Source organism: Hyphomonas oceanitis, from assembly GCF_036964545.1.
Classification (GTDB): domain Bacteria; phylum Pseudomonadota; class Alphaproteobacteria; order Caulobacterales; family Hyphomonadaceae; genus Hyphomonas; species Hyphomonas oceanitis.
Window position 1 is genome coordinate 150,537 of sequence record NZ_JBALTL010000005.1, and the last position, 24,674, is coordinate 175,210.

Here is a 24,674-nt window from a genome sequence, read left to right on the forward strand (position 1 = left end):
GGTAACAGGGTGAACGGGATGGCTGAGTCGAGACGCATCAGGTTGCCGGGCAAACGGCGCGGATCCATGTTCCTGGGTTCGCGCATTGCCCGGCTGATCTTTGCGTCCAACCTGGCCGGTCTCGCCATCCTGATTATCGGCGCCATGGTGCTGAACGAGATGCGCGCGGGTTTCGTCGTCTCGAAGAAGCAGGATCTCGTCGCACAGGCGCAGATTTTCACCAGCCTGCTCGGCGAGGATGCCACCACGCCCGAGCCGAGCCTCGACGTGGATGCCGCCCGCCAGACGATCGTTCGCCTGAACCTCCCCGAGCGTGTGCGCGCCCGCATCTACACGCCGGACGAAGAGCTGGTGGGTGACAGCTTCTATCTCTCTGAACGCGTCGATATTGATGCCCTCCCCCCGATCAAGGAGCCGAGCCGGATTGCCCGCATCGGTGCGGCCCTGTCGGAATGGGCAGGCCGCGTGTTCGGGCCGATCATGCCGCGTCGCAGTTCGGAAGCTATCAGAACACAGAGTTTCGAGGAAGAATTCGACAGCGCCGTTCTGGGCGATGTTGCCGCCAGCCAGCGCTTCTCGGATCGTGGCCAGCGGATCATTTCCGTCTCCATGCCCATCCAGCGCGTGTCGGCCGTCGTGGGCGTGCTGACGCTGGAAGCCAGCGATATTGACGAGATCATCCGGGCGGAGCGCGCTGCGCTGGTGCCGTTCATTGGCGTCGCCGTGCTGGTGGCGTTCATTACGTCCTTCCTGCTGACGCTGGGTATTGCGCGGCCCTTGAGGCGCCTGTCGCTTGCAGCCGATCGTATCCGCTCAGGTGCGTCTGATCGGATCGACATTCCGGCGCTGACGAAACGCAAGGACGAGATCGGCAATCTTGCCTCCTCCATGCAGGGCATGACCGAGGCGCTGCTGGAGCGGATCGAGGCAAACGAGCAGTTCGCTGCCGACGTGGCGCATGAGCTGAAGAACCCGCTGACTTCCATCCGCTCGGCCGTCGAGACGGCGGAGCGTGTGACGGAAGATCCGGTCGCCAGCCAGCGCTTACGCAATGTGATCGCGTCTGACGTGAAGCGACTCGACCGGCTGATCACGGATATTTCGAATGCCTCACGCATCGAGGCCGAGATGACGCGTGTACCCACTGAACAGATCGACATTGCGCGCTTTGCCCGCGATGTGGTGCGCACTTATGAGGCCATGGTCGACGGGCCGGAAGATATCACGGTATCGTTCGAGGATGCCACGATGGGCGCGCGCCTTCTGGTTCGCGCACGCGAAGGCCCGCTGGGACAGGTGCTGCGCAACCTGATCGACAATGCCAAGTCTTTCTCGCCGCCCGGAGCGAACGTGCAGGTGACGCTGGAGCAGACGAACAGCGGTCCGCAGACCGTTGCCCGCGTGCGTGTCGAAGATACTGGCCCCGGCATACCGCCCGACAAGCTGGAAGAGATTTTCAACCGTTTCTACACCGACCGGCCCAAGGGCACGGCCTTTGGCAACAATTCCGGCTTGGGCCTCTCCATCGTCAAGCAGATCATCGCGACGCACCGCGGCGAAGTATATGCCGAGAACCGCGAAGAAGGCGGCGCCCGGTTTATCGTGGACCTGCCCGCGATCTGACTAGCGGTTCTGGCGATGCTCGATCAGGTCGGTGACGACTTCAGGATCGGCCAGCGTTGACGTGTCACCCAGATTGGAGAACTCGTTCTCGGCGATCTTGCGCAGGATGCGGCGCATGATCTTGCCCGAACGCGTCTTCGGCAGGCCCGGCGCGAACTGGATGAGATCGGGCGAAGCGATCGGGCCAATTTCAGCGCGAACGTGCTGGACAAGATTCTTGCGCAGGTCGTCTGTGGCCTCGCAGCCTGCCACGAGCGTGACATAGGCATAGATGCCCTGCCCCTTGATGTCGTGCGGATAGCCGACGACGGCTGCCTCGGCGACGGCATCATGGCTGACGAGTGCGCTTTCGACTTCGGCGGTGCCCATGCGGTGGCCGGAGACGTTGATCACGTCATCGACGCGGCCGGTAATCCAGTAGAACCCATCCTCGTCGCGGCGGCATCCGTCGCCGGTGAAGTAGGTGCCGGGATAGGCGGTGAAGTATGTGTCGATGAAGCGCTGGTGGTCGCCATAGACTGTCCGCATCTGGCCGGGCCAGCTGTCGGTGATCAGCAGGTTGCCATCAGCGGCGCCTTCAAGCGTATTGCCTTCGGCATCAACAAGGATCGGCTTGATGCCGAAGAAGGGGTGGCTGCCGGCACCAGGCTTCATGTCGGTCGCGCCGGGAAGCGGCACAATCATCGTGCCGCCGGTTTCGGTCTGCCACCATGTGTCGACGATCGGGCAGCGTTCCTCGCCGACGACGTGGAAATACCATTCCCAGGCTTCCGGATTGATCGGCTCGCCGACCGTACCGAGCAGGCGTATCGATTTGCGGGAGGTCTTCCGCACGGGCACTTCGCCTTCGCGCATCAGGGCGCGGATGGCGGTAGGCGCGGTATAGAAGATGGTGACCTGGTGCTTGTCGCAGGCTTGCCAGAAACGGCTCGCGTCCGGATAGGTTGGCACGCCTTCGAAGAGCACGCTGGTCGCGCCATTCGCGAGCGGGCCGTAGACGATATAGGTGTGGCCCGTGACCCAGCCGACATCGGCCGAGCACCAGAAGATATCGTCTTCCTTCAGGTCGAAGACGTATTCATGGGTCATCGAGGCCCAGACCAGATAGCCGCCAGTCGTATGCAGCACACCCTTGGGCTGGCCGGTCGAGCCGGACGTGTAGAGGATGAAGAGCGGGTCTTCGGCGCTCATCGGCTCGGGCGGGCAATCGGCGGAAATGTCGGCACCGATCTCGTGGAGCCAGTGGTCGCGGCCTTCGGCCATCGCCACATCCGCGCCGGTGCGGCGCACGACGAGCATCTTCTTGACCATACCATTGGCGATCTTGGCGGCGGCATCAGCGTTCACCTTCAGTGGCACCTTCCGACCGCCGCGCAGACCTTCGTCGGCGGTGATCAGGACCTCAGATTTGCAGTCGACAATGCGCCCGGCCAGCGCTTCAGGCGAAAAGCCGCCGAACACGACAGAGTGGACGGCCCCGATGCGCGCGCAGGCGAGCATGGCATAGGTCGCTTCGAGGATCATCGGCATATAGATGGTGACGCGGTCACCTTTCTTGACGCCGAGTTCCTTCAGGACGTTGGCAAACTTGCTGACCGCGACATGGAGCTGATTATACGTGACCGTGTAGCTGTCGGACGGGTCGTCGCCTTCCCAGATGAAGGCGGCCTTGTCGCCGCGCGTGGCAAGGTGACGGTCGATACAATTGGCCGAGACGTTGAGCACGCCGTCGGAATACCATTTGACGTGCAGGTCGCCGGTTTCCCAAGAGACGTCCTTCACCGTTGTATAGGGTGTCATCCAGTCGAGGCGCTTGCCCTGCTCGCCCCAGAAGGCTTCCGGATCGGCGATCGAAGCCGCGTACATCTCCCGGTACTTTTCTGGCGTCAGGTTTGCGTTTGCCGCAAAACCGGCCGGGACGGGATATGTCTTGTTGGCGTCGCTCATGTCGGGCCTCTCCTTTGGTGCGTTTCTGTGTGTTGCTTATAGGGAAGACGGCAACTTGAGAAGTTTTCTACAGAATTGCCGGACCGATTAAAGGGCTGGTGCGGGCCTGATGCCTGAAAATGTCTCAAATACGAGACAGATCAGCGGATCAGGGTGGTCCCGAGGGGGCTTTCCGCCCTGGCGCCTGTTTCCGGCTGACTATAAGGGGCAGCAGCGCAATCCGCTGTTTCCATTACGGTGAGCGCATGCTGCTCCTTATCGGCGACATGGCCTGCCGTGGCAGCTTGCCAGATACCCGTTGATCGCCTATAGGCCCGCTCTTGAAACGGCGGCGCAAGGCCGTGCGTGTCAGGCTATCACCGTCCGGGTGTCCGGCGGCGGATTTCAGGGCGAAAGGAAAAAACATGTCCAAGAAACAGATTACGTTCAATATCGAGCTGCGTGAGCGCATCGGTACCGGCGGCGCACGTGAAGCCCGCAATAACGGCTTTGTGCCAGGCGTCCTGTACGGCGGCGGCGAAGATCCAGTCGCGATCAGCCTGCGCCTTCCTGAAGTGCTCAAAGCCATTGAAACCGGCCACTTCCTGTCCTCGACCGCTTCACTGGTCCATGACGGCAAGAAGCAGATGGTGATCCCGCAAGCGATCCAGATGCACCCGATCACTGACCGCCCGATGCACGTCGACCTTTTCCGCGTCACCGCGAAACAGAAAATCAAGGTTGAAGTACCTGTGCACTTCGTTGGTGAAGAATTGTCCCCCGGCCTCAAGAAGGCCGGTACGCTCAACGTGGTTCGCCACACGGTCGAACTGCTTGTGCCAGCTGGCAACATTCCAGAATCCATCGAGGCCGACGTCTCGAAACTGGAAATCGGCGACAATGTGAAAATCTCCGACATCAAGCTGCCTTCCGATGCCGAGCCAACGATCACCGACCGTGACTTCACGATCGCGACGATTGCCGGCCGCGCTGCCGTTGTCGAAACCGACGATGCCGAGGGCGAAGAAGCCGAAGACGAAACGACTGCAGAAGCTGAAGGCGACGACGCCGACGGCGAAGCGAGCGAAGACTGATCCGTTCGATCTGGCAAAGCGTGCTCGGCCTTTTACGGCCGGGCACGCAGCCGATCCCTGCACGATCAGACAAGGGAGATACCCCGATGTTGATCCTCGCAGGACAGGGCAATCCGGGCCCGAAATATGCCGGCAACCGGCACAATGCCGGATTTCTCGTTATCGACAGAATTCACGCCGACCATGGCTTTGGGCCCTGGCGCAGCAAGTTCGAGAGCCAGATTTCCGAAGGCACGATCAATACCGGCAATGGCCGCGTCAAAGTCCTGCTGGTGAAACCCGAAACATTCTACAATGAGACCGGTCGCGCCCTGTCAAAGGCCGTGACGTTCTACAAGCTCGATCCGGAAGCCGTGACCGTGCTACATGACGAGATTGATCTCGCACCCGGCCGCACCCGTGTGAAGCGCGGCGGCGGGCATTCCGGAAATAATGGTGTCCGCTCCATGATCGCGCATCTGGGCGAGAATGTACGCCGCATACGTATCGGCATTGGCCATCCCGGCGACAAGTCACAGGTCATGCCTTATGTGCTGTCAGATTTTTCGAAGGCGGATCGCGACTGGTTCGAGCCGCTGCAGAAAGCGATTTCGGACGCCCTGCCCTATCTGGCGGCCGATGACGATGAACGCTTCCAGACTGAAGTGATGCGCCTGGCGCCTGCACCGAAGCACGACCCGAAACAGGCCGGACGTAGCTAGGCCGATCTAGACGTCAACCTTAGCGAGCGCCGAGGCTTCCGCCGCTTCCGCCATGGCCACAGCCGCCACCGCGCCGTGCGCCGGAACCGGGCTGCGCGCGAGACCGAGACAGGCCGCGTAGAACCCTTCATCAGCGGCGCCGAGCGGATCGGGCAGCTCTGCCGCAATATCGACGCGTATTTCATAGGGCGTCGAATTCTCGACCTTGCGTGTCAGGAAGTTGATGGCGATTTCGCCCGACGGATAGACGACGCGCATGGTGCGTTCACGGACTTCAGCCGCGCGGCTGGCGCGCAGGCGTGCGACGCCGCCACTGGCATAGGTGAACTGGGCACTGGCCTCATCGAGGTGGCGCGAATGGACACGCTTGCCGCTGGCGGTAACGCCATTGAATTCGGTGCCGAGCATCATGGCCGCGAGATCGAGATCATGGATCATCAGGTCCCAGATGACCGAGACGTCACCTGCACGATTGTCAGGAGCTGGCGGGCCGGCACGAACGGATTCAATCAGCAGCGGGGCTTCGTCAATGCTGAGCACGCCCATGGCACGCGCGACGAAACGCTCTTGGTGCCCCACCTGCAGGATGCGTCCGCGTGCGGCGGCCTCATCGGCGAGACTGCGCGCTGTCTTGCCGGAGAGGGTCAGCGGCTTTTCCACGAGGACATGGCAATGCGCCTCGATGGCTTCGCGCGTCAGCGATTCGTGGAAGGTCGCTGGCACAGCGACCACGATGGCATCGCACATCTCGAGGAAGGCCTGGTAGTCCGACATGCCCGGCGCACCAAATGTGCTGGCGACGCTTTCAGCGCGCGCCTGGTCGATATCGTAAACGCCCATAAACTCTGTACGCGCTGAAGCAGCGGCTTTCTGCGCGTGGTAATTTCCGAATACGCCAGCGCCTGCGACGCCTACTTTTAGTTTTGTCATGGTTCAGGCCCTCGTATGGGCGGACATGACACCGCATCGCCCCCTGCTGCAAGGGCTGCGGGCAGCAAACTTTGCCGCAGGCGGAGGCATTAACCCTGTCATGCCTGGGCGGGCTGTTTAATCTGACAACCGAGGCCACGGGCCAGCGATTCCAGATAGTCGCGCTCGAAACGCTGGGCGACGGGTGCCTCCACAGCCATCTGGAAACCATGGAAGGCGCCGGGATAGATCACCAGTTCCGTGGCGACGCCGTCTGCCAGAAGGCGCCGCGCATAGGCCATGTTCTCGTCAAGGAAGAGATCGAGTGCGCCGATATTGATCCATGTCGGCGGCAGGCCCGCGAGGCTTTCCGCACGGGCGGGCACGGCGGGCGCGGATGGCGTATTACCGCCGAGATAGGCGCCCCAGCCAAAGCGGTTGGCGGCGGGTGTCCACACATATTCGCCCACGATGGGATCGAGCGGTGCACCGTGCGCCGCCGTCCGGTCGTCGAGCATGGGATAGACCAGGTGTTGGAAAGCGATGGTGTACTCGCCTTCGTCGCGCGTGCGCAGGCAAAGCGCTGCTGCGAGGCCGCCGCCGGCACTGTCGCCGCCCACCGCTACGCGTTTTGTATCGATGCCGAGTTCCTCCGCATTGCCGAACAGCCAGGCGAGCGCTGCGGCACAATCGTCCAGCGGCGCCGGATAGGGGTGTTCCGGCGCGACGCGATAGTCAGGCGCGACAACGACTGCCCCCAACGCAGAGGCCACGCGCATGTTGCGGATGTCAGAGCCTTCGGGCGTGCCCATGACGTAGCCGCCACCGTGGATGTGCAGGAAGGCCGGGCGCGCCTTGCCGGTGGATGTTGGCGTATACACGAGGCAGCGTACATCCGGCGCTCCGGTGAGGCCGGGCACGCTCACCTCCCGGCGCGTGACGCCAAAGGCGGCCGGATCGCCCATCACGCTCATTTCGGCAAACATCGTCCGAATGCCTTGCAGGGTGCTCTCCTGCAGGTCGATGGGCGGGAACGCATCCGCAATGGCAAGCAGGTCCGGGTCGACGAGATGGCGCGTTTTCATGATGGGTTTCCTGCCTTGCTGTTTTGTTTTGCGGCAACTTACGGCGTCGCCCGGAGCGCGCAAGATCAAACCCGTGCTGCAGGCGCACGGCAAGATATTGGGGCCGCCCCCTTCACAGCCGGGGTGCGACAGTCCACTTAAGCGACAACGATAAACAGGAAGGAACACCCAATGGCTACTCTGAGTTCAACCGAATGGAGCCTCGCCTCTCGCCCCGAGGGCATGCCGAAACCGGCAAACTTCGGCAAGAAGACGGTCGAGATCGCCGCGCCCAAGGATGGCGAGATCCAAGTGAAGAACGAATGGATGTCGGTCGACCCCTATATGCGCGGCCGCATGTATGACCGGGAAAGCTATGTGCCGCCCTTCCAGATTGGCGAGACGATGCAGGGCGGCGCTGTGGGCCGCGTGGCCGCGTCCGCGCACCCTGACTATAAAGAGGGCGACCTTGTCTCCTCAATGATGGGCTGGCGCACCGCTTGGGTTGGCAAACCTGAAGCTGCCATGGTGCAGAAACTGCCGGACGTGGGCCTGCCAGAGAGCGCCTTCCTCGGCGTTGCCGGCATGCCGGGCCTGACGGCCTATGCGGGCCTGCTGCGCGTGGCAGAGCTTAAAGAAGGCGATGTGGTCTTCGTTTCCGGCGCAGCTGGCGCGGTCGGCTCGACCGTGGTGCAGATCGCCAAGAACAAGGGCTGCATGGTGATCGGTTCAGCCGGTGGACCCGACAAGTGCGCCTTCGTGAAGTCGCTCGGCGCCGATCATGTCATCGACTACAAGAAGGCCGGTGGGTTTGCTGGTCTCGTGAAAGCCCTCAAGGAAGCTTCGCCCAAGGGCATTGACGTCTATTTTGACAATGTCGGCGGCGATCACCTGACGGCAGCGATCGAAGTCGCACGCCCGATGGCGCGGATGGCACTTTGCGGCATGATTGCCCAGTATAACGAGACCGGCACGCCCGTTGGCCCGCACAATATCATCATGGCCGTCGGCAAGCAGCTGAAGCTGCAGGGCTTCATCGTGTCGACCCATGCCGACATGCAGCCTGCCTTCTTCGCCGACATGGCCAAGTGGATCCCGGCCGGCAAGATGAAATTCGAGCAGACTGTGATGGAGGGTATCGACAAGGCGCCGGAAGCCTTTATGGGCCTCTTCACAGGCGCAAACACCGGCAAGATGCTGGTGAAACTCACCTAGGAAACATATTCGCTCCGCGTCTCCAAAGGCCGCGGAGCGGTCACGGAGACGAGCAATATGGCACGGCTGTTCGATGCCTATATCATGGTTGACTGGAGCGCGGCGGCCAAGCCGGCTCTCGGCGCCAATTCGATCTGGATCGGGATACTCGCGAAGGATGCCCGGTTGAAGCTGCAGTTCAAGGCGGTCAATATCGACACGCGCCTGAAGGCGCGCGCCTTCATTGAGGACATGGTCGCCAAGCTCACGCGGCGCGGCGACCGTGTTCTGCTCGGCTTTGACTTCTCGCTCGGCTATCCGGCCGGCACAGCTGAGGCGCTGGGCCTGAACGTGTCGAAGCAGGCGCCCTGGGCAGCGATGCACGCGCACCTGGCGACCAAGCTGAAGGACAAGGCCGACAATTCCAATGCGCGCTATGCCATCGCCGCGGGTATGAACTATGCCATCTCGAAAGGGCCTTACCCGTTCTGGGGCGCGCCTGCTCGGGATGTCGTGTCGACCCTGTCGTCGACCAAGCCGGATTATGCCGGCCAGCCCCTGCCGGAATTCCGCATCGTCGAGAACCACCTCCGCGAAACGAAGGTCGGCCAGCCGAAATCAGTCTGGCAGCTTGCCTATACGGGAAGTGTGGGCAGCCAGTCGCTGACCGGCATTCCCCATGTCCACGCGCTGCGGGCGGCCTGGCCGAACGCGCGGATCTGGCCATTCGAGATAAATGCCGACGAAATGACGGAAGAAGGTCTCGATGGCATTGAAGTCGTTATTGCCGAGATTTACCCTTCATTGATCAAGGCAAAACCGGAAAAAGGCGAAACACTGGACGAAGTGCAGGTTCGCGAGATCGCCCGTCATTATTCGCAACTGGACGAAAAAGGCCTCCTTGGGGGCACGTTTTCCACAGGCAAATCGCTTGACGAGCGAAAAATCGAGCATATTCAGGCCGAGGAGGGCTGGATTCTGGGCACATAGCCTGTGTTTACTGGCCTTTCGGCATATTCACGTAAAACGAATCGTGGGCATGTCGAGCCAACGGCGGGGGATCGCCGTTTAACTTAGAGGAGAACCCCTATGAACAAGGGTGAACTTACAAAAGCAGTTGCTGCCGAATCCGGCCTCTCGCAAAGCGAAGCTGGCAAGGCTGTTGACGCTGTATTCGACACAATCGCTGCTGCAGCGAAGTCGCGTCAGCAAGTGGCAATCGCAGGTTTCGGTACGTTCGCGGCGAAGACCCGCAACGCACGCGAAGGCCGCAATCCCGCCACCGGCGATAAAATCAAGATCCCAGAGAAAACGTCACTGGCCTTCAAGCCAGCCACGGCACTCAAAGACCTCTAGGACATATGGCCTCCCGTTTTGGAGGCCGGTCCTGAATTCATGCGGCGCGTCTGTTTGGCAGGCGCGCCGCTTTCAATTCAAGGAACAGGGTTTGCACGATACCGGCCGTTCCGACGCCGATCAGCCCGCCTTCCATCATGCCCTGCGCACCGCGCCCTTCGACAAGGCCCAGCCAGTAACAGGCAGGGATCATGACGAACACGAACGAGCCGACATGGAGCACGCTAGGCGTCCAGATGATCTCCTGCGCACGCAAAGCCATCGAGGAGGTCGCCTGCAAGCCGTCGAAGATGGTCATGGCCGCTGCGATGACGAGGAGGCTGGCAATGGCTGGTGCGAGGACTACGCCGTTCAGCACGGCATCCGAGCGCACCATTATGGTCGAGATCGGCCCGTTGAACAGGATAAGCACAAGGGCGAGAATGATGCCCATGACGATGGTTGCCGCCACGCCCAGTCGGCCGGCATCGCGCACCGCGTCGCGATTGCCACTGCCGAAGGCCTCGGCCACCCGCACGCTCGTGGCTGAGCCGATGCCCAGATAGAACATGAAGCAGAGGCCCATTACCTGAACCGAATAGCCATAGACCGAATTTGCGGCGAGGCTGATCCATGTGGCGATGATATAGGTCATGTTGAACGCGCCCCACTCAGCCACATTGCTGATGGCTGTGCCGATGCCGACGCTGAACTGGCGACGTCCCTCGTGGAGGGGCCCCGCCACGGAATTCCGGAAGGCGGGGGTAAGCACGATGACGATGATGAACATGACGAGCGTCAGCGCCCAGCGTGAGCCTGTTGTCGCCCATGCCACGCCCTCTGCCCCCATTGGTGCGACGCCCCAAAAGCCGCCTACGAGCGCGAGGTCCATGACCAGGTTGATGGCCACGCCCAGATACATCACCACGGTCACCAGCAGCGGCCGCCGCAGCGCCTCGAGATAGAAGCTGCATAGTTGGGAGACCATGAAGGCCAGCAGGCCGCTGGACAGGATGCGCGTGACCTTAGCCGTCTCAGAAGCAACGATGTGCGGGTCCGCCTTGTCGGCGACGTCTGACACGGGCGCGATGGTGACGAATATCCAGTGAAACAGCGGCTCGGCGCCAAAGAAGACGAGCCCCGTCAGCACAGCGCCAAGGCCCAGCGAGGCCCAGAGCCCCCGCCGGAAGATGCGGCCCGTATCCGCTTTGCGTCCAATACCGATCAGTTCGGATGTCAGCACCTGCGTACCCAGCAGCAGGCCCATGCCGAACCCGATGGAGACGCCCATGGGAAGCCACGAATTCAGGATGTAAGGCAGCTGACCCGGCGCATACTGGCCGAGCACGATCGCATCGGTAATGCCCATCAGCATCATCGACATGCGACTGATCGCAATCGGCACCGACAGCTTGAGCAGGTCCGATATGTCGGCGGGCCGCACCCAGGCGGGAAGACTGAACTTGCGCATGACAGCCTCCTTTAGGCCCGGTTTGAAACAAGCCGGGCTTTCTGACGGAAAGACGTTGCCGGGACAAGGGCGCACGAAGAGAGATTGGCGAATATTCCGTGACTGGGTTTCGCGCGCGACAGTTACTTGACATAGTCAACTAACTGGCCCAAGTGCGGTCATGCCTCAAAGTCGCCCCAGCCTATCTGATGCCATTGCTGCCGTGCGGGGCTTCAACCGCTTCTACACGCGCGAAGTCGGCCTCTTGCGGAAGACTTTTCTCGACACGCCGTGGACGCTTGGCGAGATGCGGATCCTTTATGAAATCCGTAACCACGCAAAGATCAGCGCCAGCGATATCGCCCGTGAGCTTGAGCTGGACGCGGCCTATCTTTCACGCCTGCTCTCACGCCTTGTGACCAAGGGAATCGTGATCCGCACGCCGTCAGAGACGGACGCCCGCCTGCATGAGCTGGCATTGAGCGATTACGGACAAACCATCGTGAACGCCGCTGATGAGCGTCAGGCGGCGCTGACAGCAGACATGCTCGCGCCCTTGTCGGCCGCCGAGCGACGCCAGCTCGTCGATGCAATGACGACGATAGAGACACTGCTCGGCAAGCGCCGCGCATCCACCAGCGAAGCAGGCAAACAATGACACAGCCCCACCCCCTTGATCGGCCGATCTGGAGCGCACTGGCGAGCCGGCAAGCGCATTTCGATACGCAGGGCAAACTGGCGCGAAAGTTTCCATCCGAGGTGAGCCCCTTCATCGCCGCACGTGATACATCGGAAGAGGCCTGGGCAGACCTGGTTCGGCAGATACCTGCCGAGTATGACGTATCGATCCTTGAGCCAAGCATGCCCGCAGCGCCTGTGACGGTGAACGCAATAGAGCGTCCGCTCCTCCAGATGATCATGACGGGGCAGCCGCCAGCCTCAAGCAGCCATGTCGAGCTTGTGACGCTCGGTGATGCCGATGCAGCCGAGATGCTCGCACTGGCGACGCTCACCAAGCCTGGCCCCTTCAGGACGCGGACGCATACGATGGGGCGCTTCTTCGGCATTCGGGATGGCGCACGGCTCGTCGCCATGGGCGGCGAACGCCTTGCGACCGACGGATTCACGGAAATCACCGCGCTGTGCACGCATCCTGATTATCGCGGGAAAGCCTATGGCAAGACATTGCTTGCGGCGCTGGCCAACAGGATTCTGTCAGAGGGACTGACGCCCTTCCTGCACACCTATCCGACCAATGACGTCGCCATCGCCATGTACACGCGCATGGGCTTTGAACCGCGTGCACAGCTGGTGCACGCGGTTTGGGAACGAAAGCCTGTAGCGGCGTAAGTCTAGCCAGCCATGCGCGAGGCGGTCGCCTCGGCAACGTTCATGTCCTGCAGCTTCTCGGCAATCAGGAATGCAAGCTCGAGGGCCTGTTCGCCGTTGAGACGCGGATCACAATGCGTGTGGTAACGCGATGACAGGTCGCCTTCGGAAATGGCCTGCGCCCCGCCGATACATTCGGTGACGTCCTGGCCTGTCATCTCGAAATGCACGCCGCCGGGATAGCAGCCTTCCGCCGAAAGGACGTCGATGAACTGGCGGACTTCCGAAAGAATGCGATCCACTGGGCGCGTCTTGAAGCCGCTCTCGGTCTTCAGCGTATTGCCGTGCATCGGGTCACAGGACCAGACGACCGTGCGGCCGCTTTTCTTGAGCGCACGCGCCAGCGGCGGCAGGCCCTTGGCCACGCCTTCCGAGCCGAAGCGCGAGATCAGCGTGATGCGGCCAGCCTCGTCATGCGGGTTCAGCGTGTCGATCAGGCGAAGCAGTTCGTCTGTCTCCATGCCGGGACCACACTTGATACCGATCGGGTTGCGGATGCCCTTGCAGAAGTTCACATGGGCATGGTCGACCTGGCGGGTGCGGTGGCCGATCCACAGCATGTGGGCGGACGTGTCATACCATTCGCCCGACGTGGAATCGATGCGGGTCAGGGCTTCCTCGTAGCCGAGCAAAAGCGCTTCATGGCTTGTGTAGAAGTCTACCTGCGCCATTTGCGGCACGGTCTCGGCATTGAGGCCGACGGCCTGCATGAAATCCAGGGACTTGGAAATCTGATCGGCCAGCTTCTCGTAGCGTTCGCCCTGCGAACTGCGGTCAACGAAGCCCAGCATCCAACGATGGACGTTGGCAAGGCTGGCATAGCCCCCATTGCTGAAAGCGCGCAGGAGGTTGAGCGTCGCAGCCGATTGCGAATAGGCCTGGATCAGGCGTTCCGGATCGGGGTTGCGGGATTCCGGTGTGAAATCCATGCCATTGATATTGTCGCCGCGGTAAGAGGGCAGCGTGACGCCATCGATGGTTTCGGTCGGCTCCGAGCGCGGCTTCGCGAACTGGCCGGCAATACGGCCGACTTTCACAACGGGTTTTGCCGCAGCGAAGGTCAGCACGACCGCCATCTGCAGGATCACGCGGAATGTGTCGCGAATATTGTCCGGGTGGAACTCCTTGAAGCTCTCAGCGCAATCGCCGCCCTGAAGCAGGAAGGCCTTGCCGGCAGCAACATCGCCGAGGCGCTGTTTCAGGCGCCGGGCCTCGCCAGCAAACACAAGTGGGGGATAGCCCTTCAGGCGTGCCTCAACTGCAGACAATGCTGCAGCGTCGGTATAGTCCGACGGGATGTGTTTGGCAGGCAGATTCCGCCAATCAGAAGGGGTCCATGTCATGTTAAGTGCTCCGTTCGAGTGCAGCTTAAATCACATGGACCTCGGTTGCTCAAGTTTCACCATAATTTCACAGCAGAAAGGTGGCGGAATCAACGCGAAGTCCCTTAGTAACGTAGGAACAACGCCGCCACCTGAAGGACTGTCCTAGCCCCATGTCGCACGTCTATATCAGCCATTCGACGCGAGACCTGGACGAACTGCTGGAAATCCATGAAGCGCTGCGCATGGCGGCCATACCCGACTGGTATGCGCCGAACGACACCGAAGACCGCCCGAAAGCCGACCAGGCCATCGATGACGCGTTCGCCATGATTGTCATCGTGTCAGCCAGCGCTGTGCGGTCGAAGACGGTCAGGCAGGATGTCGAGCGGGCCAAGGCGCGCAATCTGCGACTCATCCCCTATCAGATCGACAAGGCCCGGATGAACGGCTTCTTCAAGCATGAAGTCCAGCCGCATCTGAAGCTGTCGTCCACCCTGCCCGATGGCGTCACGCAGCTCGTTGATGAAGTGCAGAAAGCCTACAAGCGCAAATGCCCTGTACTGGCGGTGATGAACCTGAAGGGCGGTGTCGGCAAGACGACCGTAACCAGCCAGGTCTTCGGCGCGTGGCAGGGCGCGCTCGGCGGGCGTGTGCTGCTGGTCGATCTCGACCCGCAATATAACCTGACCCAGACTTTCTTCGACATGGAAGAGGCCGACGCGAGCGCCGCAGCCGATCGCTCGGTCATCTCCCTGTTTGAACGCTCGAAACTACATGCCCGCGATGCGACCAGCCCGGGCGAGAGCTGGCTGACCCTGTCGACAGAGCCTTTCTCGCCGGTGCCGCGCAAAGACCTGATGCATGACCTCATGGGCGAAGGCAGTCCCGGCGGAAGGCTGGACCTGATCTCCGGCCAGTTCGAGATTTCGAAATACGCTTTCGCCAATGATTCCGGCGCGCTCCTGAAAGTGAAGTCGCAATTCCTGCGAATGGTGGACCATTATCGCAGCGAGTATGACCTGATCGTCTTCGACACGAACCCGAACGCCACCTTCCTGACACGCTGCGCGCTGGAGGCGGCAGACCGGGTGCTGGCGCCGATGCATGCGGATGTCTATTCGCTGCGCGGCGTTCGCCTGCTGAACCAGGTGATCGAAGAGCAGGTGGAAGAAGGCAAGCGGCCTGCGCTCTCGGTGATGTTCAATGCGGTGGGCCGGAGCGAACAATCATCGTTCGAGGCAGAAGCTCGCAATGGAACGTATGATGGCAAGGCGGGCTTTCCCCTGTCCAAAGCGCTACTGAAAGCCGCCCTGCCCCGCTCAGGTCACCTGATGGTCAAGGCGCCAAAGGACGGACAGCCTGTCTGGCGCCAGCTGGTCATTCATTCCGGGCGTGGCGGCGGCCTGAAATCCATCCGCGAGAGCCTGAAGACTGTCGGGATGGAGCTCCAGGCGCTGCTAGAGGACTGAGCGGCTTTCCCGTCAGCGATCAGGAATTGGACGTGACTTCCGGCACCCATTTCTGGCGCATGGTGACCAGTTCTTCGGCGACGCTGGGGTGGAGGGCGCACGTGCGGTCAAAGTCCGGCTTGGTCACGCCCATCTTTATGGCAATCCCTACGGCCTGAATCATCTCGGCAGCGTCATCCCCAACGATATGGACGCCGAGCACTTTCTCATCGTCAGGCTTGACCACGAGCTTCATGAGGACGCGGCTGGTATCGCCGTTCAGCATGTTCTTCATCGGCCGGAAGCGGGTCTTGTAGATATCGACATTGCCGTACTTTTTGCGGGCGTCTGCCTCGGTCATGCCGACCGTGCCGACTTCCGGCTGGGTGAAGACGGCTGTCGGGATGTCGGAATGGTCGAAATGCCATGGCTTGTCGTAGAATTCCGTCTCGGCAAAGGCGTGGCCTTCGCGGATGGCGACAGGCGTGAGCGCGACACGGTCGGTCACATCGCCCACTGCCCAGACGCTGGGCACATTGGTCTTTGACCATTCATCGACGATGACGGCGCCGCCATCGCTGACGGCAACACCAGCCGCTTCAAGGCCGAGGCTCTCGGTGTTTGGGCGGCGGCCGACAGCCATCATGACCACATCTGCATTGATGTTGTGGCCGTTCTTGAGATGGACGCAGAGCGGGAGGTCTTCGCCTTCGACCTTTTCGATCTTCTCGAACACGGTCTGGGTGATGACCCGCACGCCGGCTTCCTTCAGGCCTTCATGCACCGCCATGCGGACGTCCTCGTCAAAACCGCGAAGCACGGTGTCGCCGCGATAGACGAGGCAGGTCTTCACGCCGAGACCGGCGAAGACGTGAGCGAACTCTACGGCGATATAGCCGCCGCCAGCGATGACCAGGTGCTTGGGCAGCGTCTCAAGATCGAAAATCTCGTTGGACGTGATCGCATGCTCAACGCCCGGCAACTCGTCCGGCGAAGGCATCCACGGACGCCCGCCAACAGCGATAAGGATCTTGGCGGCCGTGATGGTCCTGCCGCTGGCCTTGAGCCGCAGCGTATTCGCATCAACGAACTCGGCGCGCTCTTCGAAGATCTCGACGCCGGAATTCGCGAGGTTGCGGTGATAGATGCCCGAGAGGCGGTCGACCTCGGCATGCATTGCGGAGGCGAACACGGCGTGGTCGTAGGACACGTCACCGACGCTCCAGCCATAGCCCTTGGCGTGCTCGATATGTTTGCCGTAGCCCGACGCATAGACCATGAACTTCTTCGGCACACAGCCGCGAATAACGCAGGTGCCGCCCATCCGGTATTCCTCGGCAACGGCCACTTTGGCACCCGTAAGGGCCGCAAGCCGGGCTGCACGGACACCGCCGGAGCCGCCCCCGATGACGAAGAGATCATAGTCGTAGGACGTATCGGCCATAGGTTATTCCTTGCGTGAAGCCGGCCATCTAACAGCACCATCAGGGCGCTGGCCGGGCAATCCTTTGAATCTTCAGCAGATGTAGGGGCCTGCCCCTAGAATTCAAAGACAGTCGCACCGTTTTCATTGCCGATGATCACAGTGCGGGCGATGCCGATGAACAGGCCATGCTCGACAACACCCGGCACATTGGAGAGGCGCGCGGCAAGCGCTTCGGCATCGGGAATGCGGCCGCAATGACAATCGAGAATGTGGTTGCCGCCGTCTGTTACGAGCATCTCCATGCTGCCCGGCTTCTTGCGCAATTCGACGCGCGGACGGTCGACACCGGCGGCGCAGAGGACGTCAAAGACCTTCTTCGCCGTGATCGTGTAGCCGAAAGGCGTGACCTCGACCGGCAAGGGGAATGAACCAAGGCGCTCGACCTGTTTTGAGGGGTCTGCAATCACCACCATGTGATCGCTGGCATTGGCGATGATCTTCTCGCGCAGCAGTGCTGCGCCGCCGCCCTTGATCATGTTGCCCTGCGCATCGACCTCATCGGCGCCATCCACGGTGAGGTGGATGCGCTCGACCTGCTCGAACGGAATAAGCGGCACGCCAAGGCTGGAGGCGAGCGCGCGGGTCTGTTCGCTGGTCTCGATACATTTGACGAGCAGGCCATCGGCAACCTCGTCCGCCAGCATCTCGACAAAATACTTTGCGGTGGAGCCCGTGCCGAGGCCGATGGTCATGCCGTCTTCGACATATTCCATCGCTGCCAGGGCGGCATTTTCCTTTTCGTGCTCGTTGGCCATACGGCTAGTCCTTCTTGCTGGCGGCCTTTTCGGCGCCTTTTCGGGTGCGGAAGCTGATCGCCCAGCCTGCGCGCGTAATGAGCGGGCCGCGTGCGACGGCGAGGGCATCCGGCTCAACGTCCTTGGTGATGACACTGCCGGAGCCGACAATGGCGCCCTTGCCAATCTCGACAGGCGCAACAAGGGAGGAGTTCGATCCGATGAAGGCACCCTCCCCGATTATCGTGCCGTATTTCATGAAGCCATCATAATTGCAGAAGATCGTGCCGGCGCCGATGTTGACGTTGGCGCCAATCGTGCCGTCGCCCAGATAGGCCAGATGGTTCGCCTTGGCGCCCTCGCCCATCTGCGTGTTCTTGGTCTCGACGAAATTGCCGATGCGAACATTGGGCTGGAGAACGGTGCCCGGGCGCAGGCGAGCGTAGGGGCCAATCTCGCAGCCAGAGGCCACATCGGCGCCCTCAAGATGACTGAAGGCACGGATGCGGGCGCCGGAGCGGACATGCACGCCGGGGCCGAACACGACATTGGGCTCAACCACGACATCGGCTTCAAGGAGTGTGTCGTGGGAAAAGAAGACGGTTTCGGGGGCAACCAGTGTCACGCCCGCATTCATGGCTTCAAGGCGGCGATGCGACTGAAAGATCGCTTCGGCCTCCGCAAGGTCTGCCTTGCTGTCGCAACCGATGAGATCGTCTTCGCCGCACTGGACGGCCTTGCAGATGGCACCCTCGGCGCGGGCAAGGCCGACAAGGTCCGTCAGGTAATATTCGCCCTTGGCATTCTGGTTGGTCACCTTGGCGAGCAGGCGGAACATGGTCTCAGCCCGGCCCGCCATGACACCTGAATTGCAGAGGCGCACAGCGAGTTGTTCAGCGCTTGCTTCGCGCGCTTCAACGATGGCGTCGAGATCGCCGTCAGCCGCAAGGATGAGGCGCCCATAGAGGCCGGGTTCGGCGGCTTCAAAGCCGAGCACGCCGAGCGAGGCGCCGGTCTCAAGGGCTGCGTATAGGTCTTCAATGGTAGAAGGAGGCACAAGCGGGCTGTCACCATAGAGAACCACAAGGTCACCGACGAACCCTTCCAGGGCGTCTTCGGCGCAGCGAACAGCATGGCCTGTGCCCTGCGGGGGGTCCTGAAAGGCGATGGCACCTTCACCCAGAAGAGCCGTGACATGCTCAATCAGCACGGTTTGCGAAGGATGCACGATGACGACGATCTTCGAGCAGCCCACATTACGGGCCAGGTCAATCGACCAGTCGATCATGGGTCGGCCGCCAACGGCATGCATGACCTTTGGCAGGTCTGACTTCATGCGCGTGCCCTTGCCAGCGGCAAGAATGATCGCGGCGCGGTCTCTGGCGATATGTGTCACAGGTGGCCCTCTCGCTTTCCCCAGACCTTTCGCCTAGACCAAAGGCCGATTCAAGGCGAGTGGCGAGACGGGAATACATATCAGGCATGGCAAAGCGGTTCGAGGGCTGGACGATTGTATTTGATCTCGACGGGACACTGGTAAACACCGCGCCTGACCTGCTGGACGCGCTGAACCATGTCCTGGTGGAGTCAGGCCTCCAAACGGTCGACCTTCCAACGATTTCCACGATGATTGGCCATGGCGCGAAGGCCATGATCGTCAAAGGTATGACGGCGCAAGGCGCTGAACCAGACGCAGACCGCATGGATGCGCTCTTCGATCAGTTCCTGGCCTATTACGAAGCCAACATCGCGGTCGGATCGCGGCCATTCGAAAATGCATTGGATGCGCTAGATGCGCTGACCGACGAGGGGGCCATACTTGCCGTCTGTACCAACAAGCGCCAGCGCTCGACTGACCGATTGCTGGACGCGTTGCAAATTTCTGAAAAGTTTGCAGCTATAGTGGGAGCCGACAGCGTGCCGGATCGCAAACCACATGGGGATCATATTCTTTTGACCGTCGACCGTGCAGGTGGCAATCGGTCACGGGCCATCATGGTGGGTGATAGCCGGACAGATGAAAGGGCAGCCCGGAATGCCGGGCTGCCCTTCGTATTCGTTCCATTTGGGTACGAGACCGAAACTGAAGATGAAATCGGCGCTGACGAAGTTGTCAGCAACTATTCCGAACTAGTTCCGGCTTTGCTTCGCCTTATCGGCTAGGCAGTTGCTTCGGCACGCGGACGGTAGCTGGGGCGCGCTGCGCCTGCTTCGCCAGCTGCACGACGACGGGGCATACCGTTCACCATGTTGCTGCGCACGTCGGTGCGGGCACTCCGCATTGCAGGCACGAAGCCAGCGTCAACAAGGTCGACGTCCACTTCATAGCCGCGCTCGGCCCAATAGGCATTGATTTTCTCGCAAAGGCGCTTTGCGCCTTCTTCGTCACACCAGTCTTTCATATCACTCTCTCCAGGCTTATTATTTTACTGTCGAATTACTTCGACATGCCTGTCCTTCTTTCTGACTACGTCGTGGGCCGCTTATCAGCCCATCGCTTATGATTGCAAGATGACGATGTTCTGTGGGTTTCTCAAGGGCTTAGCGCGATGAAAGAAAGGTAATGATCTAACATGAACAGGCGTTCATTATGAACAGATGTTCATCTCGCACGGGAAGCTGAGTTTTTTGATGGGGAAACCTGCTCGCATGCGCAAAAATAAGCAAACACAGCTAGGATTTAGCCCTCATCGACCAACTATGATGGTACGGAAGCCAAAATAAGGCAATTGTGCTTTTGCATGTGAAATTGACGCCTATCGGGATACAGCCATGCATTCACGCATTAGTTATTTCTGACTATAATCCTGCTAGCGGTAACAAAAGCGTTCCGCGCTTGACGTTGGCGGGGCATGGCATTACGGACCCGTTTCCCGGAACCGGGGCGATTAGCTCAGTGGTAGAGCACTGCCTTCACACGGCAGGGGTCGCAAGTTCGAACCTTGCATCGCCCACCATTTCTGATCAGTCAGTCATCATTGCCTGCCAGCATGGCGCATGGCGCAAAGCAAAGTATAAGCGACGCGATGAAGTCACTGTTCCGATCAAAACCTGTCGTGATTCTGCTGGGATTCCTGATCTGGTTCTGGATGGTGATGATCGGTCGCACCTTGCGTTGGACAGTCGAAGGCGAGCATGAGGCAAAAGCTGCTTGGGCCAAGGCTCCGGGCGTGGTTGTGGCGGCCTGGCATTCGCGCATAATGCTGCTTCCCTCTGGCTGGATGAAATGCATGCGCGACTGGCCCGGACGTGATGCAAAAGGTGCCATGCTGATATCTCTCTCCGGTGATGGCGAACCTGTGGCCCGCGCCATCAAGCATCTCGGGCTGGAGCCAATCCGAGGATCCGCCGGCAACAAGAAGAAGGCCAACAAGGATAAGGGCGGCGCCCGTGCGATCGCAGAATCCGTGAGACTGCTGAAATCTGGCGGCGCTGTGTGTATCACGCCTGACGGGCCGCGCGGTCCTCGTGAAGAGGTGAGCCTTGGTGCCATCATGATTGCGCAGCGCTCGGGCGCGCCTATCCTACCCTATGCTCTGGCCAGCAGGCCGGCCAAGCGCTTTGACAGCTGGGACAGGTTCATCCTGCCCTGGCCGTTTACGAAAGGGGCCATCGTGTTCGGGGAAATGCTGCAAACACCACGGTCGGAAAGCCCGGAAGCCCTGCGTGCCGAACTGCAGCGCCGCATGGACGCCGCAACGCGCCGCGCTGAAGCGCTGGTCGGCTATTCCGTTCCGGACACGGCAGGGCTGAGCGCAACATGACCCTAGCCTTTCATGCCTATCGGGCGATTACCCGCCTCCTGTCGCCCTTCCTGCCGGGCGTGCTGCGCCGACGCGCCGGCAAGGGAAAGGAAGATTACGGACGGATGAATGAGCGCCTCGCGCGCAACATGCCCAACAGGCGCCAGGGACGGCTCGTCTGGCTGCATGGCGCCAGCGTCGGCGAAAGCCGCCTGTTACTCGAAGTGGGCCACCGGCTGGTGGCGGCACGTCCGGACCTGATGCTTGTGTTCACGAGCCAGACGCTGACCTCTGCCCGCTTGCTGGGCCCTGCCCTGCCGGACGCAGCAATTCACCTGATGGCGCCGCTGGATACGCCCGCCGTGGCAAAGCGCTTCATCGCGCATTGGAAGCCTGACCTTTGCGTGTTCGGCGAGAGCGAGATCTGGCCGAACCTGATTTTTGAAGCGGGGAAAAGCGGGGCGAAACGCGCACTGGTCAATGCGCGCATGACGCAAGGCTCTGCCGATGGCTGGAAGCGCTTTCAGGGCCTATTCCGCAAGCTGGTTGGCAGTTTCGACGTTGTTCTTGCTGCAGATACCGATACGGCGCAGCGGCTCGGAAGCCTGCTGGGCGAAAATGTGCGCTCGTCTGGTAACCTGAAATCGGCCCTGCCCGGCCCGGAAGCGAGCGATTTCGAAATCCAGAGGATACGTGAGGGTTTTGTCGGCGGCAGGCGCTGCCTTGTGGCGGCTTCGACGCATGACGGCGAGGAGGCATTGTTCCTCGACGCCATCGCTGACATCCCTGAATCTGCTGTCATCATTGCTCCGCGCCATCCGGTGCGCGGGGATGAGGTCGAGGCGCTTATCCGGGCGCGGGGCCTGCCCTTCGCGCGGCGGTCCAAAGGACAAGTGCCTAACACGCGGACCCGTGTGTTGCTGGCCGACACGATGGGCGAGATGGGCCTGTGGCTGAGGCTGGCGGATGCAGTTTACCTCGGCGGCGGGCATGCTGAGGGCGTCGGCGGCCATAACCCCTTGGAACCCGTGCGTTTTTCCAAACCTGTCGTAACCGGCCCCCGCGTGCACAACTTTGCCAGCATGATGGCTGATCTTGAACAACGCGGCTTGGTACGCTTGGCCGATGATGCTGCCGGGGTGGCCGATGCACTGCAGAACACACCGCCCCCACCTGTTGCAGCTGTTACAGCGCTAGCGGAACATGCCGATGCGCCCATGGTGGAGACGCTGAAGGCGCTGTTGCCACTCATCCCTGAACCGGGTCTGCTGCAATGAAGGCGCCGCACTTCTGGTCTGCGGGCCTCGACCCGAAGTCCCGTGAAGCCGCGCCGCTGACGCGCCTCCTGTTATCACCACTCGCCTTTGCCTACCGGCTGGGCGTACAGACAAAGCTGGAAAAGGCCGAGCCTGTCCGGGTGGATATCCCGGTCGTCTGCGTCGGCAACCTGACGGTCGGGGGCGTCGGCAAGACGCCCGTTGTTGAGGCTATCCGGACCGTTCTCGGGTCATTCGGAGTCCGTTCCGCGACCCTTTCGAGGGGCTATGGTGGGGATTCCAAGGGTGTTTTGAGGGTCGTTCCGGGCGAACACACGGCGGCGACGGTGGGCGACGAGCCCTTGATGCTGGCCGCGACCGGCGAGAGCTGGATCGGGCGCGACCGGGTCGAAGCGGCGCAGGCCATGCAGGCCGACGGCGTGCAGGTGATCATCATGGATGACGGCCACCAGAACCCGTCGCTCTACAAGGACCTGTCCATCATCGTGATTGATGCCGCCGCACCGTTTGGCAATGGCCACCTCTTGCCCAAAGGGCCGCTGCGCGAGCCGGTCAGCGACGGGCTGGCGCGGGCCAATGGCGTGATCCTGATGGGCGACGGCGATGTGCCCAACGCGGTGACCCGCTCCGGCCTGCCAGTGTTGCGCGCGAAGATCGGGCCGACAAAGGTCATGCCGACCGGGCCGTTGGTGGCCTTTGCCGGCATTGGACGACCGCTCAAGTTCTTCGATGGGTTGAAGGCAGCTGGGGCTGACCTGCGCGAGGCGGTCGGTTATGCCGACCACCATGTGTACAGCGAAGGCGAGCTGAAATTCCTGCACGAACTGGCCGAGGCGCATGGCGCTCGCCTGATCACAACGACGAAAGACCATGTGCGCCTGCCACAGGCGGAACAGAAGCGCGTGCTTGCCTTTCCTGTCGCAGCACGATTTGAAGACAGGCCTGCGCTTGAAGCGCTGCTGGACGCCATCATCTTCTCTGCACGCCAATGACAGACATGCCCCCCGCCTATGTCCGCCCGAAGGACATCGATAACCGCGCCTCCTTCTGGCAGCGGGTCCAATGGCGGCTGGAGACCGTGGCCTGGGACGTGATCTACTGGTGGCCAATGAAGATGCTCGGGCCGGACAAGGCGTCTGACTTCTGCGGATGGCTGCTGAAGAAGATCGGGCCCAAGCTGTCGCAGCACAAGACGATGCGGCGCAACCTGAAACTGGCCTTCCCCGACTGGACCGAAGCCGAGATAGAGCGCACGGCGATGGCCGCGTGGGAGAGCGCCGGACGCACGGCGGGCGAACTGCCTCACCTGCCCGCCATCGACCCGTATACCAGCGGCCGGGTGGATGTCGTCGGTGTCGAGCGCCTTGATGAAATCAATGCCAGCGGCAAGGGCGCCGTGTTCATCTCCGGCCACTTTGCCAATTGGGAAATCATGCCGGCGGCGATCTGCAAGCGCATCCCGCATGCCGTGATGACCTACCGGGCCCTGAACAATCCGCACATCGACCGGCGCATCAACAAGCTGCGCCATGACTATGGCACCGGCACGACCGCGCCGAAGGGCATTGGCACGCGCGAGCTGATGCGGGCGCTGGCACGCGGCGCGCCGATTGCCCTGATGAACGACCAGAAGTTTCGTGAGGGTGTTGCCGTGCCTTTGTTCGGGCATGAGGCGATGACGGCGCAGGGGCCGACGCGGCTGGCGCTGAAATATGGCGTGCCGATCGTTCCAGTCTCGACCGTGCGCACGGGCCCTGCCCGGTTCCGGGTGGAGATCCATGAACCCTTCCTGCCGCAGGACACCGGGGATGCCGAGGCAGACATCCTCTCCACCGTGACACGAATCAACCAGTTCCTGGAGGACTGTATCCGCGCCGAGCCGGGCCAATGGTTCTGGCAACACCGCCGCTGGCCGAAAGAGGCCTGGCGCGAGGCTGGCGTGGTATAGGGATCGATATCGATCCGAGAAGGAACGC

23 protein-coding genes and 1 tRNA gene are annotated in these 24,674 nt (G+C 61.4%); 15 read left to right on the forward strand and 9 right to left on the reverse strand.

From position 1 onward, the window contains the following. Nucleotides 1-18: 18 nt before the first annotated feature. Nucleotides 19-1,623 (forward strand): stimulus-sensing domain-containing protein, encoded by a 1,605-nt coding sequence (locus tag V7651_RS14375; protein ID WP_335591239.1) that lies wholly within the window; start codon nucleotides 19-21, stop codon nucleotides 1,621-1,623. Here the strand turns inward: V7651_RS14375 and acs are convergent, their stop codons facing one another. After that, nucleotides 1,624-3,570 carry an acetate--CoA ligase gene (gene acs, locus V7651_RS14380; protein WP_335613555.1) on the reverse strand — a complete coding sequence of 649 codons (1,947 nt, stop codon included), beginning with the start codon at nucleotides 3,568-3,570 and terminating at the stop codon, nucleotides 1,624-1,626. A gap of 404 nt (nucleotides 3,571-3,974) precedes the next feature. Here acs and V7651_RS14385 point away from each other — a divergent pair, with 404 nt between their 5' ends. Both V7651_RS14385 and pth read left to right on the forward strand, forming a co-directional pair. Next, entirely contained in the window at nucleotides 3,975-4,643 is a 669-nt protein-coding gene (locus V7651_RS14385; RefSeq protein ID WP_035538719.1) for a 50S ribosomal protein L25/general stress protein Ctc, read from the forward strand. A gap of 86 nt (nucleotides 4,644-4,729) precedes the next feature. Next, nucleotides 4,730-5,344, forward strand: coding sequence for an aminoacyl-tRNA hydrolase (gene pth / locus V7651_RS14390; RefSeq protein WP_335591237.1), 615 nt, complete (start codon nucleotides 4,730-4,732; stop codon nucleotides 5,342-5,344). A gap of 6 nt (nucleotides 5,345-5,350) precedes the next feature. Here pth and V7651_RS14395 read toward each other — a convergent pair whose 3' ends face one another. Both V7651_RS14395 and V7651_RS14400 read right to left on the reverse strand, forming a co-directional pair. Beyond that, entirely contained in the window at nucleotides 5,351-6,274 is a 924-nt protein-coding gene (locus V7651_RS14395) for a Gfo/Idh/MocA family protein (RefSeq protein WP_335613556.1), read from the reverse strand. Between the two features lie 98 nt (nucleotides 6,275-6,372). Next, nucleotides 6,373-7,338 (reverse strand): alpha/beta hydrolase, encoded by a 966-nt coding sequence (locus V7651_RS14400; RefSeq protein ID WP_335613557.1) that lies wholly within the window; start codon nucleotides 7,336-7,338, stop codon nucleotides 6,373-6,375. A 171-nt stretch (nucleotides 7,339-7,509) separates the two neighbouring features. On the opposite strand from V7651_RS14400, the gene V7651_RS14405 reads away from it, so the two are divergent. The 3 genes from V7651_RS14405 to V7651_RS14415 all read left to right on the forward strand — a co-directional run bounded on the left by V7651_RS14405 (nucleotide 7,510) and on the right by V7651_RS14415 (nucleotide 9,867). Next, on the forward strand, nucleotides 7,510-8,532 hold the full coding sequence (locus V7651_RS14405) for an NADP-dependent oxidoreductase (RefSeq protein ID WP_335613558.1): 1,023 nt from the start codon (nucleotides 7,510-7,512) through the stop codon (nucleotides 8,530-8,532). A gap of 57 nt (nucleotides 8,533-8,589) precedes the next feature. Continuing rightward, nucleotides 8,590-9,501 carry a hypothetical protein gene (locus V7651_RS14410; protein ID WP_035538712.1) on the forward strand — a complete coding sequence of 304 codons (912 nt, stop codon included), beginning with the start codon at nucleotides 8,590-8,592 and terminating at the stop codon, nucleotides 9,499-9,501. 99 nt (nucleotides 9,502-9,600) lie between these two features. Beyond that, nucleotides 9,601-9,867, forward strand: coding sequence for an HU family DNA-binding protein (locus tag V7651_RS14415; RefSeq protein ID WP_034738305.1), 267 nt, complete (start codon nucleotides 9,601-9,603; stop codon nucleotides 9,865-9,867). 37 nt (nucleotides 9,868-9,904) lie between these two features. On the opposite strand, the gene V7651_RS14420 is transcribed toward V7651_RS14415, so the two are convergent. Continuing rightward, the gene (locus V7651_RS14420) at nucleotides 9,905-11,317 is read right to left on the reverse strand and encodes an MATE family efflux transporter (RefSeq protein WP_335591235.1); all 1,413 of its coding nucleotides are present in this window, start codon (nucleotides 11,315-11,317) and stop codon (nucleotides 9,905-9,907) included. Between the two features lie 160 nt (nucleotides 11,318-11,477). On the opposite strand from V7651_RS14420, the gene V7651_RS14425 reads away from it, so the two are divergent. Both V7651_RS14425 and V7651_RS14430 read left to right on the forward strand, forming a co-directional pair. Beyond that, on the forward strand, nucleotides 11,478-11,954 hold the full coding sequence (locus V7651_RS14425; RefSeq protein WP_335613559.1) for a MarR family winged helix-turn-helix transcriptional regulator: 477 nt from the start codon (nucleotides 11,478-11,480) through the stop codon (nucleotides 11,952-11,954). Then, nucleotides 11,951-12,646 (forward strand): GNAT family N-acetyltransferase, encoded by a 696-nt coding sequence (locus tag V7651_RS14430; protein ID WP_335613560.1) that lies wholly within the window; start codon nucleotides 11,951-11,953, stop codon nucleotides 12,644-12,646. The genes V7651_RS14425 and V7651_RS14430 overlap by 4 nt, the downstream gene beginning before the upstream one ends. A 2-nt stretch (nucleotides 12,647-12,648) precedes the next feature. On the opposite strand, the gene V7651_RS14435 is transcribed toward V7651_RS14430, so the two are convergent. Continuing rightward, the gene (locus V7651_RS14435) at nucleotides 12,649-14,028 is read right to left on the reverse strand and encodes a class II 3-deoxy-7-phosphoheptulonate synthase (RefSeq protein WP_035538708.1); all 1,380 of its coding nucleotides are present in this window, start codon (nucleotides 14,026-14,028) and stop codon (nucleotides 12,649-12,651) included. A 152-nt stretch (nucleotides 14,029-14,180) separates the two neighbouring features. On the opposite strand from V7651_RS14435, the gene V7651_RS14440 reads away from it, so the two are divergent. Continuing rightward, entirely contained in the window at nucleotides 14,181-15,479 is a 1,299-nt protein-coding gene (locus tag V7651_RS14440) for an AAA family ATPase (protein ID WP_335613561.1), read from the forward strand. A gap of 19 nt (nucleotides 15,480-15,498) precedes the next feature. Here the strand turns inward: V7651_RS14440 and gor are convergent, their stop codons facing one another. The 3 genes from gor to glmU all read right to left on the reverse strand — a co-directional run bounded on the left by gor (nucleotide 15,499) and on the right by glmU (nucleotide 19,074). Further along, nucleotides 15,499-16,902 (reverse strand): glutathione-disulfide reductase, encoded by a 1,404-nt coding sequence (gene gor, locus V7651_RS14445; RefSeq protein WP_335613562.1) that lies wholly within the window; start codon nucleotides 16,900-16,902, stop codon nucleotides 15,499-15,501. A 95-nt stretch (nucleotides 16,903-16,997) separates the two neighbouring features. Continuing rightward, nucleotides 16,998-17,699, reverse strand: coding sequence for a ribose-5-phosphate isomerase RpiA (rpiA, locus tag V7651_RS14450; protein WP_035538701.1), 702 nt, complete (start codon nucleotides 17,697-17,699; stop codon nucleotides 16,998-17,000). A 4-nt stretch (nucleotides 17,700-17,703) separates the two neighbouring features. After that, nucleotides 17,704-19,074 (reverse strand): bifunctional UDP-N-acetylglucosamine diphosphorylase/glucosamine-1-phosphate N-acetyltransferase GlmU, encoded by a 1,371-nt coding sequence (gene glmU / locus V7651_RS14455; RefSeq protein WP_335613563.1) that lies wholly within the window; start codon nucleotides 19,072-19,074, stop codon nucleotides 17,704-17,706. A gap of 86 nt (nucleotides 19,075-19,160) precedes the next feature. Here glmU and V7651_RS14460 point away from each other — a divergent pair, with 86 nt between their 5' ends. Further along, nucleotides 19,161-19,841 carry an HAD-IA family hydrolase gene (locus V7651_RS14460; RefSeq protein WP_335613564.1) on the forward strand — a complete coding sequence of 227 codons (681 nt, stop codon included), beginning with the start codon at nucleotides 19,161-19,163 and terminating at the stop codon, nucleotides 19,839-19,841. On the opposite strand, the gene V7651_RS14465 is transcribed toward V7651_RS14460, so the two are convergent. Continuing rightward, the gene (locus tag V7651_RS14465) at nucleotides 19,838-20,080 is read right to left on the reverse strand and encodes a hypothetical protein (protein ID WP_034738295.1); all 243 of its coding nucleotides are present in this window, start codon (nucleotides 20,078-20,080) and stop codon (nucleotides 19,838-19,840) included. The two genes, V7651_RS14460 and V7651_RS14465, sit on opposite strands and share 4 nt — an antisense overlap. A gap of 480 nt (nucleotides 20,081-20,560) precedes the next feature. Here V7651_RS14465 and V7651_RS14470 point away from each other — a divergent pair. The 5 genes from V7651_RS14470 to V7651_RS14490 all read left to right on the forward strand — a co-directional run bounded on the left by V7651_RS14470 (nucleotide 20,561) and on the right by V7651_RS14490 (nucleotide 24,646). Further along, nucleotides 20,561-20,635, forward strand: a tRNA-Val gene (locus V7651_RS14470). Nucleotides 20,636-20,704: 69 nt separating this feature from the next. Then, nucleotides 20,705-21,442: a lysophospholipid acyltransferase family protein gene (locus V7651_RS14475; protein ID WP_335591228.1), complete on the forward strand. Its 738-nt coding sequence runs from the start codon at nucleotides 20,705-20,707 to the stop codon at nucleotides 21,440-21,442. Beyond that, nucleotides 21,439-22,698, forward strand: a complete 1,260-nt coding sequence (locus V7651_RS14480; RefSeq protein WP_335613565.1) for a 3-deoxy-D-manno-octulosonic acid transferase — start codon at nucleotides 21,439-21,441, stop codon at nucleotides 22,696-22,698. The genes V7651_RS14475 and V7651_RS14480 overlap by 4 nt, the downstream gene beginning before the upstream one ends. Continuing rightward, on the forward strand, nucleotides 22,695-23,690 hold the full coding sequence (gene lpxK, locus V7651_RS14485) for a tetraacyldisaccharide 4'-kinase (RefSeq protein WP_335613566.1): 996 nt from the start codon (nucleotides 22,695-22,697) through the stop codon (nucleotides 23,688-23,690). The genes V7651_RS14480 and lpxK overlap by 4 nt, the downstream gene beginning before the upstream one ends. Then, on the forward strand, nucleotides 23,687-24,646 hold the full coding sequence (locus V7651_RS14490; RefSeq protein WP_335613567.1) for a lysophospholipid acyltransferase family protein: 960 nt from the start codon (nucleotides 23,687-23,689) through the stop codon (nucleotides 24,644-24,646). The genes lpxK and V7651_RS14490 overlap by 4 nt, the downstream gene beginning before the upstream one ends. Nucleotides 24,647-24,674 lie beyond the last annotated feature (28 nt).